This is a genomic window from Adhaeribacter terrigena (genome assembly GCF_016623615.1).
Lineage (GTDB): Bacteria > Bacteroidota > Bacteroidia > Cytophagales > Hymenobacteraceae > Adhaeribacter_A > Adhaeribacter_A terrigena.
The window spans coordinates 135,726-150,074 of record NZ_JAEHFX010000005.1 but is presented as its reverse complement, the minus strand read 5'-3'; the positions used below and the strand labels follow the sequence as shown (position 1 = coordinate 150,074).

At 47.0% G+C, this 14,349-nt stretch carries 13 protein-coding genes; 6 read left to right on the top strand and 7 right to left on the bottom strand.

The features are described from left to right. Positions 1-70 precede the first annotated feature (70 nt). The 3 genes from I5M27_RS11210 to I5M27_RS18810 all read right to left on the bottom strand — a co-directional run bounded on the left by I5M27_RS11210 (position 71) and on the right by I5M27_RS18810 (position 4,787). Complete coding sequence (locus tag I5M27_RS11210) at positions 71-1,054, bottom strand: T9SS type A sorting domain-containing protein (protein WP_200506305.1); 984 nt, start codon at positions 1,052-1,054, stop codon at positions 71-73. Between the two features lie 177 nt (positions 1,055-1,231). Further along, the gene (locus I5M27_RS11205; RefSeq protein WP_200506304.1) at positions 1,232-1,786 is read right to left on the bottom strand and encodes an acyl-CoA thioesterase; all 555 of its coding nucleotides are present in this window, start codon (positions 1,784-1,786) and stop codon (positions 1,232-1,234) included. Positions 1,787-1,868: 82 nt separating this feature from the next. Beyond that, positions 1,869-4,787: a T9SS type A sorting domain-containing protein gene (locus I5M27_RS18810; protein WP_200506303.1), complete on the bottom strand. Its 2,919-nt coding sequence runs from the start codon at positions 4,785-4,787 to the stop codon at positions 1,869-1,871. 302 nt (positions 4,788-5,089) lie between these two features. Here I5M27_RS18810 and I5M27_RS11195 point away from each other — a divergent pair, with 302 nt between their 5' ends. Next, positions 5,090-5,485: an SET domain-containing protein gene (locus tag I5M27_RS11195; protein WP_200506302.1), complete on the top strand. Its 396-nt coding sequence runs from the start codon at positions 5,090-5,092 to the stop codon at positions 5,483-5,485. A 4-nt stretch (positions 5,486-5,489) separates the two neighbouring features. On the opposite strand, the gene I5M27_RS11190 is transcribed toward I5M27_RS11195, so the two are convergent. From I5M27_RS11190 to recF, 3 genes are all read right to left on the bottom strand, one after another. Beyond that, positions 5,490-6,224, bottom strand: a complete 735-nt coding sequence (locus I5M27_RS11190) for an energy transducer TonB (RefSeq protein WP_200506301.1) — start codon at positions 6,222-6,224, stop codon at positions 5,490-5,492. A gap of 125 nt (positions 6,225-6,349) precedes the next feature. Further along, positions 6,350-6,679: a DUF721 domain-containing protein gene (locus tag I5M27_RS11185; protein WP_200506300.1), complete on the bottom strand. Its 330-nt coding sequence runs from the start codon at positions 6,677-6,679 to the stop codon at positions 6,350-6,352. A 565-nt stretch (positions 6,680-7,244) separates the two neighbouring features. Next, positions 7,245-8,360 (bottom strand): DNA replication/repair protein RecF, encoded by a 1,116-nt coding sequence (recF, locus tag I5M27_RS11180; protein WP_200506299.1) that lies wholly within the window; start codon positions 8,358-8,360, stop codon positions 7,245-7,247. Between the two features lie 134 nt (positions 8,361-8,494). On the opposite strand from recF, the gene pdhA reads away from it, so the two are divergent. The 3 genes from pdhA (at position 8,495) to ribH (ending at position 11,167) form a co-directional block, all read left to right on the top strand. Continuing rightward, the gene (pdhA, locus tag I5M27_RS11175) at positions 8,495-9,535 is read left to right on the top strand and encodes a pyruvate dehydrogenase (acetyl-transferring) E1 component subunit alpha (protein WP_200506298.1); all 1,041 of its coding nucleotides are present in this window, start codon (positions 8,495-8,497) and stop codon (positions 9,533-9,535) included. A gap of 64 nt (positions 9,536-9,599) precedes the next feature. Further along, complete coding sequence (locus I5M27_RS11170) at positions 9,600-10,349, top strand: tetratricopeptide repeat protein (RefSeq protein WP_200506297.1); 750 nt, start codon at positions 9,600-9,602, stop codon at positions 10,347-10,349. A 341-nt stretch (positions 10,350-10,690) separates the two neighbouring features. Next, complete coding sequence (gene ribH, locus I5M27_RS11165) at positions 10,691-11,167, top strand: 6,7-dimethyl-8-ribityllumazine synthase (RefSeq protein WP_200506296.1); 477 nt, start codon at positions 10,691-10,693, stop codon at positions 11,165-11,167. Between the two features lie 668 nt (positions 11,168-11,835). Here ribH and I5M27_RS11160 read toward each other — a convergent pair. After that, complete coding sequence (locus tag I5M27_RS11160) at positions 11,836-12,750, bottom strand: hypothetical protein (RefSeq protein ID WP_200506295.1); 915 nt, start codon at positions 12,748-12,750, stop codon at positions 11,836-11,838. Positions 12,751-13,206: 456 nt separating this feature from the next. Here I5M27_RS11160 and I5M27_RS11155 point away from each other — a divergent pair, with 456 nt between their 5' ends. Next, positions 13,207-13,590, top strand: coding sequence for a TraR/DksA family transcriptional regulator (locus I5M27_RS11155; RefSeq protein WP_200506294.1), 384 nt, complete (start codon positions 13,207-13,209; stop codon positions 13,588-13,590). A 143-nt stretch (positions 13,591-13,733) separates the two neighbouring features. After that, on the top strand, positions 13,734-14,300 hold the full coding sequence (scpB, locus tag I5M27_RS11150) for an SMC-Scp complex subunit ScpB (RefSeq protein ID WP_317193587.1): 567 nt from the start codon (positions 13,734-13,736) through the stop codon (positions 14,298-14,300). Positions 14,301-14,349: the final 49 nt, after the last annotated feature.

Genomic DNA, 14,349 nt, shown 5'->3' with positions numbered 1-14,349 from the left:
GAAACAAAAAAAGTCCCGGCCGCAATGAAGCAGCCGGGACTTTACAGGAAAATGTGCCTGCGCAAGTTAATTATTGCCTGATGATCTGCTTAAAGCTGCGGCCTTCTTCCGAAGCCACCTCTACAAAGTAAGCGCCTTTTTTGAGGTTGCTAACGTTAACTGATACGTTCTGGGAAGCTGCTACTTTTTCGGTTAAAACTACTTTGCCTAAAACATCGGTAATGGTTACGGTTGCCTGGCCTTTTGCCGTTAAACCTTTAATGGTCATTACGTTGGCAACCGGGTTGGGGTAAACGGCAATATTGGTTTGGTTTAATTGTTTGGCAATGCCGCTCACTACCCGGTTAAAGGTATAGATCGTTCCGGATGCCGGTATGTTATCCAGGCCCATGTACGTGCTGGATTGGTTAAGTACCGTTACGGTTGGGGCAGTAGCCAGGCCTTCGAGAAAGAAGCCGGAAATGCCGGTGCTGCTTATCCCGGTAACGACTGCTACACTAGGGCCATCTTCGCCAAAGAAAACGCCTTGTACGTTGGCGGCGCTTACAGTGCCGTAACGAACTTCAATTTTGTTAGAACCTTCGTAAAGCCATACTTGGAAGTTAGCCACGTCGTTCGGGTTAAGGGTTGGCGTGCCAAGCGGATCGGTAACCAGGCCTGCATTTTTAAATTCAACCTTCAGAATGCGGCTGCCGGCTGTGCCGCTAAGCAAATAACTGATCGGCGATAACGTGCTGGTAGTAGAAGGATACGATTTGTCTATTATAACGGCATCGAAAGGATAAATATATTTATCGTTCGTGCCATCGGTAAAGTAAAGGTCGCCCAGGCCATCGGTTTCCATGGAGGTATAGGTAATGCCATCGAGCACAAAGTTGAAACCAATGGGAATAGTGAAGTTGGCAGTGTTCGGATCCCAGCCGGAAGTGCTTACTACCGTAGCGCCGGTAAGATCGGCGTACGTGCCGGTAGTGGTGGTTACGGTGTAACCCTGCGCAAAAGCGCTGCATTGTGCAGCAACGGCAACTGCTAAAGCAAGTAAAAGTTTTTTCATGGATTTTAAGGTTTAGATTTATGTTGGTGGTGAAGAATGATTGCCTGAAACCGATCTGTTATTAATAATTTACGGAAGCAAAAAAAGTTTTACGGAAACCAGAATAATTTGGGTATTCTGAATAAAATAATTTGGCACGAAGCACTTTTTAAGGCTGGAACGCTACCGTTTTTCTTTTCAGAAAGCAAGTTTGCAGCGTTCGGTGCGGAGAAACGCCAGGTCTTCGGCAAGAGTCTGGCGGTTTTTTTCGTTCTGAAAGGCCTGGCGGGAGTGTTCTTTAATTTCGCGGCGCTTTATAGCTTCCAGAAAACGGCGGGCATCTTCCGGGGTTTCCAGGGTCAGGCCGGGCACCTGGGTAGGTTTATCGTCTTCGCCTTTGGCTACCAGGGTAATATAAGAAGTGTTGGTATGTTTTACGATTCTGGTTTTCACGTTTTCGGCAATTACTTTTATGCCTACCATTAAAGAGGTATTGCCCACATAGTTTACCGAAGCCATTAACGAAACCAGTTCGCCAACTTCTACCGGCTGCCGGAATTCCACACCATCTACCGTAACGGTAACGCAATAATTGCCGGCATGTTTGGCCGCGCAGGCATAGGCCACTTTATCCATGAGCGAAAGCAGAATGCCGCCGTGAATTTTGCCGCCGAAATTGGCATAGGACGGAACCATGAGTTCGGTAATGGTGGTACGGGAGTACGAAACCGGGCGGAAATCGGGGAGGTGCATGGAGTCAGGTTTTTCGATGGCACTCTATACGCACAGAAAATAAATATCGCTGCCGCGCACGGCGGTTTTTACCCCGAAATCCCTACTGTTTTATAAACTTTATCTGCTGCGTTTGCTCTTTGCCCTGTACCGAAAGAATATAGAAGCCGGCAGGCAATTTTTCAATTTCGCAGGTTAGTTTGTTTGGGCCCGCCTGGAGTTGTTTTTTAAGGCTCAAAACATCGCGGCCGGCCAGGTCCCGGATCTGGATCTGCGCATTTTCAGGTTGGCTGGTTTCAAGTTCCAGATGCAGGGTTTCGGAAGCGGGGTTAGGGTAAAGGCGCAAAGCAGCAGGTGTTTGCTTCTCTAGATTCACGACTTTTATATCCGAAAACGATGCCGTTCCGTCCTGATCTTCCTGGGTTAAGCGGTAGTAAACCAAACCAGAAAACCCGGGCGCATCGGTGAATTCATAACTCGTCAGGTTCGAAGAATTTCCCTGGGCCATTTTTTCGGCAACAGTTTCCCAGTTTCCGGCATCTGCAGAACGTGCTATCCGGAAAAGTTTGCTGTTGGTTTCAGAAGCCGTTTGCCAGCGAAGTTTTACCTTTTCGTTTAGTTTTTCCGCCCAAAACCCTACCATTTCTACCGGTAAGGGGTTGGAAATTACTTTATAAGTAAAATCGGATGGCTGCGAAAAGGTGGCCTGCAGCGTTTGGGTGGTTGCATTGTAGGTCCAGGAACTGAGGTGCTGCCCGGTTACGGTGTTGGGTTGATGGGTTACACGCACAGAAAGGGTGGTAGCTTTATTTACGTAGCCCTGGAATTCGCCCGGCGCCCGTTGGGTCCAGGCGAGATTGGCGCGTTTGCTGCTGCTCAGAATTTGTTCGGTGCCGTAAAAAAGCGTGGTGCCATTCTGTAAAAATAGCTGCGCAAAAGCCCCGGCATGATCCAGCGAAAACAACGTAAAACTGGCGTCGGCTTTTATCGGGTCCGGGAGGTTATTTACGGTTACGGTTTTCAAAATTGTATCGGCCTGGGTAAAAACTACGTCGGTAAAATGAGCTGAAACGTGCGTTAAACCGGCCATATTCGGGAGGGAAAGGGTAGAAGTTACCGCATTAGGAACCGTGTACGGGTGCAGCGCAGCTAAGAACTGGGTGGCCGAAACGCTATTCTTTTGCACTAAAAAAGTGGTATGGTTCTTTGCCTGGTTATAGGTTATTTCGTGGGCGGAAGTAGTTTTGCTGTATGCGCTTGCGCCCCCGGCTGCTGTAACGTGGGCTTTTAGCGAAACGCCGTTTTTCTGCCAGATGCCTTCGTGGTTTGTTGCCTGATCGGTAAAGGTGCCTTCCGCAGCCGTGCCGTTTTCCAGCCCGAAACCGTGTAGTTGCCAGGTGAAATTATGCGGCGCGGCGGCAGAAATAAAATCGGCCATCAGGAAGTATTCGCCGCGCACCTGCAAGGTTTTGCGGGTAATATTGGCGCCGGAATAGGCCGTTCTCACTTCCCCGTAGGTTAGCGCTTCGGTTTCAAAGGTATTTTCGATGTAGGCAGCGGCATCGTTGGCTGCACCGGCTGTCCCGATCTTCGGGCCGGCGCCATCTACTAAAACCAGGTTGTGGTTATTGGCATTGCCCACTTCGGCGCGACGGTTGTAATTTAAATAACCGGCATCTAAAGCTAATAACTGACCTTTGGCGTACAAAATAAAACTGCTGGCATCGCCCTGGTTGTGGCCGCCGGAATTGTTGAGCGCCCGCCCGTTTTTGCCATACACGTGCAGGTAATTGCTTTCAAAGCCATTTCCGGAACGAAAAATCAGGTTGCCGGCCGCAGGTAAAGTGGTGAGCGCTTTTTCGGGTTGCGGGAGCGGATTCAGGTTGGCTGCCAGGTAATTGGCGCGCAGATCTACGGTGCCATCCAGTTGCTGATTCAGGCTCGTAAGCTGGGCTGCTTCCATTTTTTGGGGGTGGAAGGCTTTTACGAACTGCGGTTTACCGGTAAGCGCCAGTTCCGGCATCGCCATATCTGTATATGAATCTTCCAGCGCCGGAAAACGGCCGTCGGGCATAGCAATATCGGTCATCCATTGGTAAAGCAGGTCGTAATTCGGGTCGAAGTAGGGGTTGCGGATCTGGCGGGTGGTGTTGTTCCACGTGAAGCTGTAGGTGCCGTCGGGCAGAAAATTACCGAATGCCCGGAAAAAAGGCAGGCAGTTTTCCATGGCATATTTAAAATAAAAAGGTCCTTCGGCGTAGCCCGCTACAATTCCCGGGTCCGATTGCCGGCCGGCGTTGCGCCACATGGCGTTATCGAGGTTATACATGCCGATGTTGATCCAGCTTTGCGGTTGCTGGGAAGTGGTAGAGCTGGTCAGGTCGTTTAGCACAATGCCGGCCATGCCCAAAGCTGCGGCGGTCATGAATAAATGGTTGTTATTGATCGAGCCTACAAACCCCGAACCGTTGGAATACAGGTTGCCGGCAAATTGCTGCAGTTTGGTTCTGGTGGTTGCTAATCGGGTTACCGGCACGTTGGCGCCGCGCAAAAGATCGTAAGCAATTAAATAATCAAGGAGTTCTTTGCTTCGCCACTGCCATTTTTCGTAACTCCAGACCGCATCCACAGCCGGGTTCAGGTTGTCGAGCAGCGAGATGATGTTGGTTTCGATCTGGGTTTTTTCCGCGGCTGTTAAGGTGTCTAAAGCCGAATTGCCAGTCGGTTTTAAGTTGATAAGCCGCGAAAAGGCCATGTTCTTTGCGGCCCGGGCGCGCAAACGGCGGTCCGGGTCGGAGACGTTGGTGGTGGGTGCTACGGTGTAATAAACCGAAGTGTAAAGTGCTTTCCGGGCAGAATCCTGTAACGATACCCGAACGGCCGGAATTTCGGAAGCTTTCAGCAGGGTGCGCGGAAAACCCAGGTTAGCGCCCGCCGGTTGCCAGCTACCGCTTTGCGCCAGCAGTAGCCCCGAAACGGTATGCAAAAAGAGGAAAAAAGTAAGAAGGGTAAAGTTTTTCACAGGCGTTTAACACGTTAAAGCAGGCGCGTAACGGATTCCGAACAGCTTCAATACAGAAAGAGTTCGAAATAGTATTTGACTGCTTAAGCTACTTTTCAGGCAAAAAACTATACCGTTTTAAAAATGTTTTCAGCAAGGAGGATCTTCTGAGTAGGAGATATGTTCAGGAAGGGTGAATTGTATTTATTTAATGATTTAAGGGCGCCGGAAAATGGTATTGCGGGGCAGGTAATATTTTAAATAAAAATGGCAGCCTTTATGCAAAGTTTCCGTATTGGCAGTACGATTTTAAATACTTCAGCATGTTACTCGTAAAAACGAAACTTGGCCAAAGCCAGATCAGCGGCGTTGGTTTGTTTGCCGATCAGTTTATTCCTAAAGACACCGTTATCTGGAAATATACCGAAGGCGTAGACCTGAAAATTTCGGACGAAAAACTGGCCGAGTTGGAAAAAGAATACCCGCTCGATGACCTGAAAAAATACTTGTACCGCAGCAAATCAAGCGATTTGCACATTCTTTGCGGCGACGACGGGCGGTTCATTAACCATTCTTTTGAACCGAATACTCTCGATACTTCCGAAGACGACGAAGGTTTTACCGTAGCCGCGCGCGATATTGAGCCCGGTGAAGAAATTACCTCCGATTATAACGGGTTCGATCGGGATTTTGAGTTGTATAAAGCTATGTTGAAGTAACAGGTTAGTGCATAAAGCCGATTGGCAGGGTATATTCAATGGTCGCTTTTTCGCCATCCTGCAAACCCGGATTCCATTTGGGCATATGTTCTACCAGGCGCATGGCTTCCCGATCGTATTTCTCGCTCAGGGAACGGCTGATCATTATATCGGTTATATTGCCTTCGGCGGTAACTACAAATTTCACGAGCACATAACGCCAAAATCCGCGTTTGATCAGCATATAATCTATCGGGGTGATGGGAATGCGGCTGTTGTTGATCAGGTATTGCACCACAGCTTCTTTGCCACCCGGAAACTGCGGTTCGGTCTGAAAAGCAAAATACGTGGTGTCGTAGCCGGCGGGGGTAAAGCATTTACCGCTTACAAAGGTGCCGTTTTCATAAAGTTCGGCTCTTTTCATGCGCTGGCTCGGGTAATACGTTTTCAGGGGACCGTGGAAAACGCCGTCTTTAAAAGCTATTTCGGATTTAAGTTTGCCATTCCCGTAATAGTTTCGGGTCAGGCCATCGCGCCGCTGGTAACGGAGGTTAGAGAAAGAGTCTTCCGAGAACAATTGCCCGTTCATGAAATATGTTTTAACAATCCCGCTGGAAGGGCCGGTTTTAACGGTTTCGGTATAATAAGTAGCTTTTTCTTTAAAGTTTATCTTCGTGAAGTGCTCGTTTAAATAATTTACCTTCTGGCTGAAAGCGGAAAATGATAGAATAGTAAACAGAACAGTAAGCGTAAATTTCATGATTTGCGATTTTGTCGCAAAAATAACAAAATATACAAAAGCTGTTGCGGTTTATTGTAAAATATGTTCCGGAATTTTTAGCGCCATGAAACTGCCCGGTAGCAAGGGTATTTTTAAGAGCTGTTTTAAAGAAACACTACTTCTTCAATCGCTTTTACGCCTACTTGGGCATTTATCAGGTCTATAACTTTGGTTTTGGCCATTACGAGTTCGTGCTTGAGCGGGGCGGAAGAAATGCGCACGAATAATTTGCCGTGACGGAAGTAAATCTCCTGGGTTTTGAGGGCAATGGCACGGCCCATAATTTTCTCCCAGCTTTCAACAATGGTTACTTCGTTTAATTTGCCCTGCAGTTTATAAGCATTCACCAGCGCCTGCAACGTTTCCTTCAGCGGCTGAATATCGGCTTTGCGGCTGTTGAGGGTTTTGTCGGTGTTGTAGCGAGGTCTTAGCATAGGAGCAAACGTTAAAAGGTTGTACGGGTAGAAATGGGATTGAGGCAAAGGTAAAGGGCTTTGGGCAGAAGTTATCGGCAATTTGTCCACAGTATAACGTTGGGTTTTTGTGGATAAAAGCATAGCGTTTTTTTGTCATCCGGACGAGAGGAGGGATTTCATCGGGTTGGTAGTTTATTTAACTATTAAGTTTTTGTGCTTGAAAGGATAGCGTTTTCATAGCAAACTTTAGTTTTTAATTCATAACTTTTAACTTTCATAGGTAGCTTTCTCCCTCCAGCCGGGTGGCTTCGTTTCTGCGTTCGCGGCTGCAACCCTTCCTGCCCTGGCGGGCTGCCTGTGGCACCGGAAGTCTTGGAGGCCGCTCGCACAGAAACTGGTGTCAGTTCCCTCCGTAATGAGCTTTCTTTTATTTTAGTTTTCTGGATAACGTGATTTTTGTGAACGCTGCGCTGGCGATATGCGTGAAATCCTGTCCATCCTATAAATCTCTTAAAATCGTGTTCAGACTTCCTTGCCGGCTGCTTTAGCTGACGGTACTACAAGAGAAAAAGCCCTCCCTGAATTAGGGGAGGGTTGGGTGGGGAGAAACGGTACCGTTTTTCACTCCAAAAGTCCTGATATCTTCGGAAAGGTCTTTGAGGAAAAGCTGCGTGCGCTCCGCGTGTGAATCGGTGATGAAAAGCTGACCGAAGGTGTGATTGGCAACCATTTCAAGGAGTTTGGCAATGCGTTTTTCATCGAGGCGGTCAAAAATATCGTCGAGCAGTAAAAGCGGTTTCTGGCTTTTGGCGGCGGCAAACAATTCGAACTGGGCCAGCTTTAAGGCAATTACAAAACTTTTCTGCTGGCCCTGCGACCCGTAATTTTTCACCGAATTTTCATCCATCAGAAATACGAAATCGTCTTTGTGCGGGCCTACCGTGGTGCGCTGCAAAATGCTGTCTTTGCGTTCGGCTTGCTTTAATAAATATGCCAGATCCTGGCCGGGAAGCTGACTTTTATATTCAATGCGTACTTCCTCGGAGCTCTCGCTTAAGAACTGGTATTGCTTCTGGAAAACGGGTTCGAATTCCTGCAGAAACTTAAAGCGCACTTTCGAAATTTTCTTCGCAAACGGTATCATTTCTTCGGTTAAAACCTGCAGGTAATCCGAGTCATAATAATTACGGTCGGCAAATTGCTTGAGTAAACTGTTGCGCTGTTTTAGTAAATAATTGTAACGCAGCAGGTTATCTAAATAATCGTGGTTGAGTTGCGAGATCAGGCTGTCGAAATACTTGCGGCGTTCTTCGCTTCCTTCGCGCACCAGGTCGGTATCGTAAGGCGAAATTAAAACCACCGGGAAACGACCGATGTGTTCGCTCACTTTTTCGTAAGGCGCTTTATTATTCGTTACGATCTTCTTCTGGCCGGTTTTGAAGGTGATCTGGATAGCGTTTTTCTGCGTTTCCTGCAGAAATCGGCCTTTCACCATAAAATAATCTTCGCCCTGTTTTACGTTCTGCAGATCGGAACCTGAGAAAGCGCTTTTGGTTAAGGCTAAATAATGAATGGCATCCAGAAGGTTGGTTTTGCCGCTGCCGTTCGGGCCGATAAAGCAGTTTATATGAGGAGAGAAAGTAATGTCCGCTTCTTCGTAATTCTTAAAAAAGAGCACCTGCAGATTTTCGAGCGTCATTAATTTCGTTGTAAGATTCTTTTTAGTTAATTTCGCGTGTTGTAAGCATTTGTCAGGAACCGTTTTGGCTGTTTTCAGCTTGTTCCGGCGGTGGTTACAGATCCAAAACTAAGAAAACACGAGCAATTCCAGCTATGGCAGTTACGAAAGACGCGAAGGAAAAGAAGGCAACAAAGGTACAGGCTGAAACAAAATTTTCAAAAGAAACCTACATGCGCTGGTACGAGATGATGGTTCTCATGCGCAAGTTCGAAGAAAAAGCTGGTCAGTTATACGGTCAGCAGAAAATTAAAGGTTTCTGCCACTTATATATTGGCCAGGAAGCCTGCGCCGCCGGTGCCATTACCGCCCTTACCAAAGACGATAAATGGATCACGGCTTACCGCGACCACGCCCATCCGCTGGGGTTAGGCACTTCGCCAAACGCCGTGATGGCCGAATTATTTGCGAAAGCTACCGGTTGCTCGAAAGGCAAAGGCGGCTCGATGCACATTTTCGATAAAGAAGTGAATTTTATTGGCGGTCACGGCATTGTAGGCGGACAGGTTCCGCTTGGTGCCGGTATTGCCTTTGCCGAAAAATACAGCGGCACCAAAAACCTGTGCATTTGCTACATGGGCGATGGCGCCGTGCGTCAGGGTGCTTTGCACGAAGCCTTTAACATGGCCATGCTGTGGAAACTGCCGGTAATTTTTGTAGTAGAAAATAACGGTTACGCCATGGGTACTTCCGTGCAGCGGACCTCTAACGTACACGATCTGTATAAAATTGGCTTGGGTTACGACATGCCTTCGGAGCCGGTAAACGGCATGCGCTGCGAGGATATTCACGAAGCGGTGGCCCGCGCGGCCGAACGCGCCAGAAACGGCGAAGGCCCGACTTTCCTGGAATTTAAAACGTATCGTTACAAAGGCCACTCTATGTCTGATCCGGCCAAGTACCGCACCAAAGAAGAGCTGGAAGAATACCGCAACCAGGACCCGATAGAAAGCGTGCGCTACACCATTCTGGAAAATAAATACGCTACCGAAGAAGAGCTTCAGGCCATTGACGACAAAGTAAAAGCGCAGGTGCAGGAGTCGGTTGAGTTTGCTGAAAACTCGCCTTATCCGGACCCAAGCGAATTATTTACCGACATTTACGTGCAAAAAGACTACCCTTACATAATGGAATAACAAAACGGTAGCATTTTCAGAACAAAACCCTTATCTTCGATTTTTTTAATTCAGTAATATATCAATGGCAATTAAGAATACCACCGATCCGGACGCAGCTAAATCTCAAAAAGCGGCTGAGGCAGCTAAGCAGCACGAATACGATCTGTTACAGGATCCGGATGCCCTCGCAGAGCGTTTAACCAGCGGATCGGAAGATTTTGTAAAGAAGCATAAAAATACGCTGCTCGGCGTTTTTGTAGCCATCGCACTGGTTATTGCCGGTAGCTTTGCTTACTACGGTTTTAAAAAGAGCCAGGAAGAAGAGGCGCAAATTGCTTTGTACCCAGCGGTTTACGATTTCGAAGCTGACTCGCTGAACAAAGCTCTGAACGGCGATGCCCGTTACAAAGGCCTGAATTACATTGCCGAAGAATACAGCGGAACCAAAGCCGGAAATTTAGCGAAATTCTACGCCGGTGTAGTTTATTTAAAGCAAGGTAAATTTCAGGAAGCAATTGATAAACTGGAAGATTTTAGCTCCGACGACCTGATCTTGCAAGCCCGCGCCTACAGCCTGATCGGTGATGCGAACATGGAACTGAACAAGCCGGCCGAGGCCTCTGAAATGTACATGAAAGCGGCTAACTACAAAGCCAATGAGTTTTTTGCACCGCAATATTTAATGAAAGCGGGCATGGCTTACGAAGCTGCTAAAAATTACAAAGAAGCCGCCGATGCTTATAACAAGATCATTTCTACTTACGCTACGGCTACTGAAGTAAACGACGCGAAAAAATACAAAGCCCGCGCCGAAATGCTGGCTTCAAACTAATTACCAATCTATTAAACTTCCGAAAGTCTTAAACGACGCTCAGGCTGGAAAACTTTCCGGCCGAAGCGTCGTTTTTGTTTTTAGCAATATGGGTTTTCGTATTCAGATCAAAAGAAGAACCTTATAGCGCTCTCATAAACCTGTATTGTAATGGTTGCGGATAGTTTATGACCGGCTTCATATTTAATATTGACTTCGTTGGAAATTGGAAGCCTTGCTCTTTCGCTTTTTCCCGAACCCAGAATGATAAAATGACTTTTTTACCCCGAAAGCATAGCGTTTTCCAGATCTAATTCACACCTTCGTATAACCAATTCTTAATTATCAATTATTAATTACCTATGGCCAGCGCCCTGAAAAACTTAAGCGAATATAATTCTGAAAAACTGATCGATGCTTCCGGCAAACGGTTCGGGATGGTAGTAGCAGAATGGAACAAAGAAATTACCGATGCTTTATGCAGAGGGGCTTACGACACTTTGCTCCGGCACGGCGCCCTGCCGCAAAACATTCACCGCAATACCGTACCGGGAACATACGAATTGCCGTTGGGAGCCCAGTTCTTAGCATCGAGCCAGGAAATAGACGCCGTGATCTGCCTGGGCGTAGTAATAAGAGGAGAAACCAAGCACGACGATTACATTAACCACGCTGTAGCCAAAGGCCTGATAGACGTAAGCCTGAAGTTCAATAAGCCGGTAATTTTTGGCGTAGTAACTACCAACGATCTGCAACAAGCCTTAGACCGCTCCGGCGGCAAACACGGCAACAAAGGCGTAGAAGCCGCCGTGGCAGCCATTCATATGCTGAGTTTTTAAGCTTAAATGCATAGCATTTACCCCATCCAACCCTCCCCTAATTCAGGGAGGGCTTTTTTTGATCAAGATTTTTAGAATTAAGGGATTTTCAGGACAATTGCCTGAATCAGAATTCACAAAAACGAAGTTCGGCGTAGCCAATTTAGAATTTCCAGGATTTATCCCACCTAAATCTTTCCCTAAATCAGAGGAGGGCTTGGATCGGAAAGAGTACCGTCAGCTAAAGCAGATTGCAATGTTTTGAACACGATTTTCAAGATTAAAGGAGGGAAGTTTTTCCTACCCTTGATTAGATTTTCTGCCATCACGATATCGCCAGCGCAGCGCCCCTTGAAAATCAAGTTATCTGAGAAACTAAACTAAAAAGAAGCGAGCTACGGAGGAAAACAGACACCAGTTTCTGTGCGAGCGGCCTCCAAGACTTCCGGTGCCACAGGCAGCCCGTAAGGGCAGGAAGGGTTGCAGCCGCGAACGCAGAAACGAAGCCACCCGGCTTGAGGGAGAAAGCTCAATTGAAAGTAAAATGCTGGAAGTTAAGTACAGAAGCAAGCTATAAAAACGCTATCCTTTCAGCCTCCAAAACTCAATAGCAAACTTTTGTATTCGCTTAAATACACCCCTCCTCACGTCGAGATGACGAAAAAACGCTATATTTTTAGCAGAAAAAACTACCTTCCTTTACCAAACTGAAACTGCAGACCCAGCGAAGGAATAACCGTCAGACCTTTGAGTTCCGTTTTATTCCCGCCCAACAGCTCATACTCCCCGTAATTCTGGAAATAAATAGCCAGCGCCGGTAAAAAATAAGCGTACTTATAACCGATCTTCGCGTTTACAAAAGCCCCTAAAGAGCCGTAATTATTCTTCGCCGAAAGCGGCTTTACCGGAATTACATCCTGGCGGTCTGCCTGCTTTTGCACAAAATTAGACGGGTTGAAGTTATATTTGATCCAGGTATGCGAATAAGCTACCCCGTACGAAATATTTCCCATTTCCTCTTCCGGCCCAAACGAGGTGCTGAAAACCAGCGGAATAAGAATATCAGTGCGGGAAGCATTGTATTGTAGCAGGTCGTCTATGTTTTGCCATAGAATTTTTCCCGGCAGCTTCGAGTCACGGCCCGAATACTGCAAACCGATGCTGCCATACGTGCCGGCCGGGCCCGGGTTTTTAGGCGTGCCGGTAGAGCCCATAAACTGGTACATGGCATCGAAAACGTGCGAACCGAATGCGTATTTATAGCCCACATCCACGCGGTCTACCAAACCATAACGTACATAAAAATCCCAGCTCGGCGCAACCGGATCCAAAGTATAAGCCACCGCTGCCCTGGAAACGCCGTTTACCTGGTCGTCTAAAACCACCGTATCGCGGTTTTTCAGATCTTTTACCAGTCCGGCGGTTACATCGGCTAAGGCACCAATGGGCTGCGTAGCCACGTTGAAAGCGTAATTGGTACCCACCTTAAATTCACCTTTGGGCGTAACTTTGCCCGAATGGATAACCGAACGCGGCGCCGTGCAACCGGCCATAAAAAACAGGCCCAACAGCGCGGCGCCTAAAGAAGTACGTAGAAATTGCATGTGCAGGAAAATAAAATATGAAACCGCAAACGGCCATTCAAAGATAGTTCCAGACTTTCAGATTATGTGAAAAAACGCGAAGATCTTAGGGCTGAAAAGTGGCCGGGAGCAGCAATTTAAAAGTAAAAGTTTAATTACAACCTTTTTCCGGACTTCGGGTAAGGAGTTTCGGAAAGATTCTGCTTCCTTTTTGGGTCGTTTGCCTCGGCGGAAATTAGCGCTCAGAATAAAAAACCGAAAATAAACAAAGCAGAATAGCAACTTCGGGATTAATCCGTTAATTTTGTGACAAATTTCAGCTTGCCTAAGTATGTGTTTGCGAAGCCGATATAGTTAATAAACTATTTAAGCAAACCGTGTGTTACCAAGCTGAACTGCCACCACGCACCAGAACCGGCGAAAGCAGCTAAAAAAGAGTTAAAAGAAATTTTAAATAATATTTAAAGGGTACCCAACATGAGCGAGGAAAAACTGCGCTATTCACGTGAAGAACTGATCGAGTTTGAAGACCTGATTACCGAGAAACTTAACAACGCCAAAAAAGAAGTAGCTTTTATTAAAGAAACCCTGAGCCGCCGCAACGATTCAGGCACCGATAATACCGCTTCTTCTTCTAAATTACTGGAAGACGGTGCCGATACGGCCGAAAAAGAAAGCCTGAACCAGTTAGCTTCCCGCCAGCTGAAATTTATTCAGCAGCTTGAAAACGCCCTGATCCGGATTAAAAACGGTACCTACGGCGTTTGTATTGCCACCGGTAAGCTGATCCCGAAAGAACGTCTGCGCGCTGTGCCGCACACCCAGCACACCATCGAAGCTAAAAACCAACGCATAGACTAATTCTTTTTCGTTGTTCGTTATTCGTTTACCGTTGCCCGGATTTTAATTCTGAATTACGGAACGAAACAGTATCTTTTCAGGGTTAAAAACGCTGAAGACTAGAATTTTAATCACGAACAACGAATAACGATCAACGAACAACGATGTTGAATCCACTGGTATCGCATATTCAGGCGCTGGTTTTTTGCGCCCAGGCTCCTGTGGCAATCGAAGAAATGCAGAAATGTCTTTCCGAAGCCCTGCAGGTGGAAGTTACTGTAAGCGACGTGCTGGAAGCCATTGAAGAAATTCACCAGCTTTTCGTTTCCGAAGCGTTTGCTTTCCAGATCTACGCCATTGGCGGCGGTTACCAGTTTTTAACCAAACCCGATTACCAGGAAACCCTGGCCTTGTTCCTAAAGCAGAAATCGAAACGCAAACTTTCGGCTTCTGCTTTAGAAACTCTGGCCATTGTAGCTTACAAACAACCCGTTACCCGAACTCAACTCGAGCAGATCCGTGGCGTGAGCTGCGATTATGCCCTGCACAAACTCCTGGAAAAAGAACTGGTGGAAATTAAAGGCAAAGCCGATACCATTGGCCGGCCGGTACTTTATTGCACCACCCAGAAGTTCATGGAATATTTTGGCATCAACCACCTCCGCGACCTCCCGCAATTAAAAGATTTTGCCCTGGAAGAAAATACCATCGGCGAAATTTCCGAAAACTAGCATTTCATATATATTATATACCGATCCAGTAGCGATACTGCATCACCAA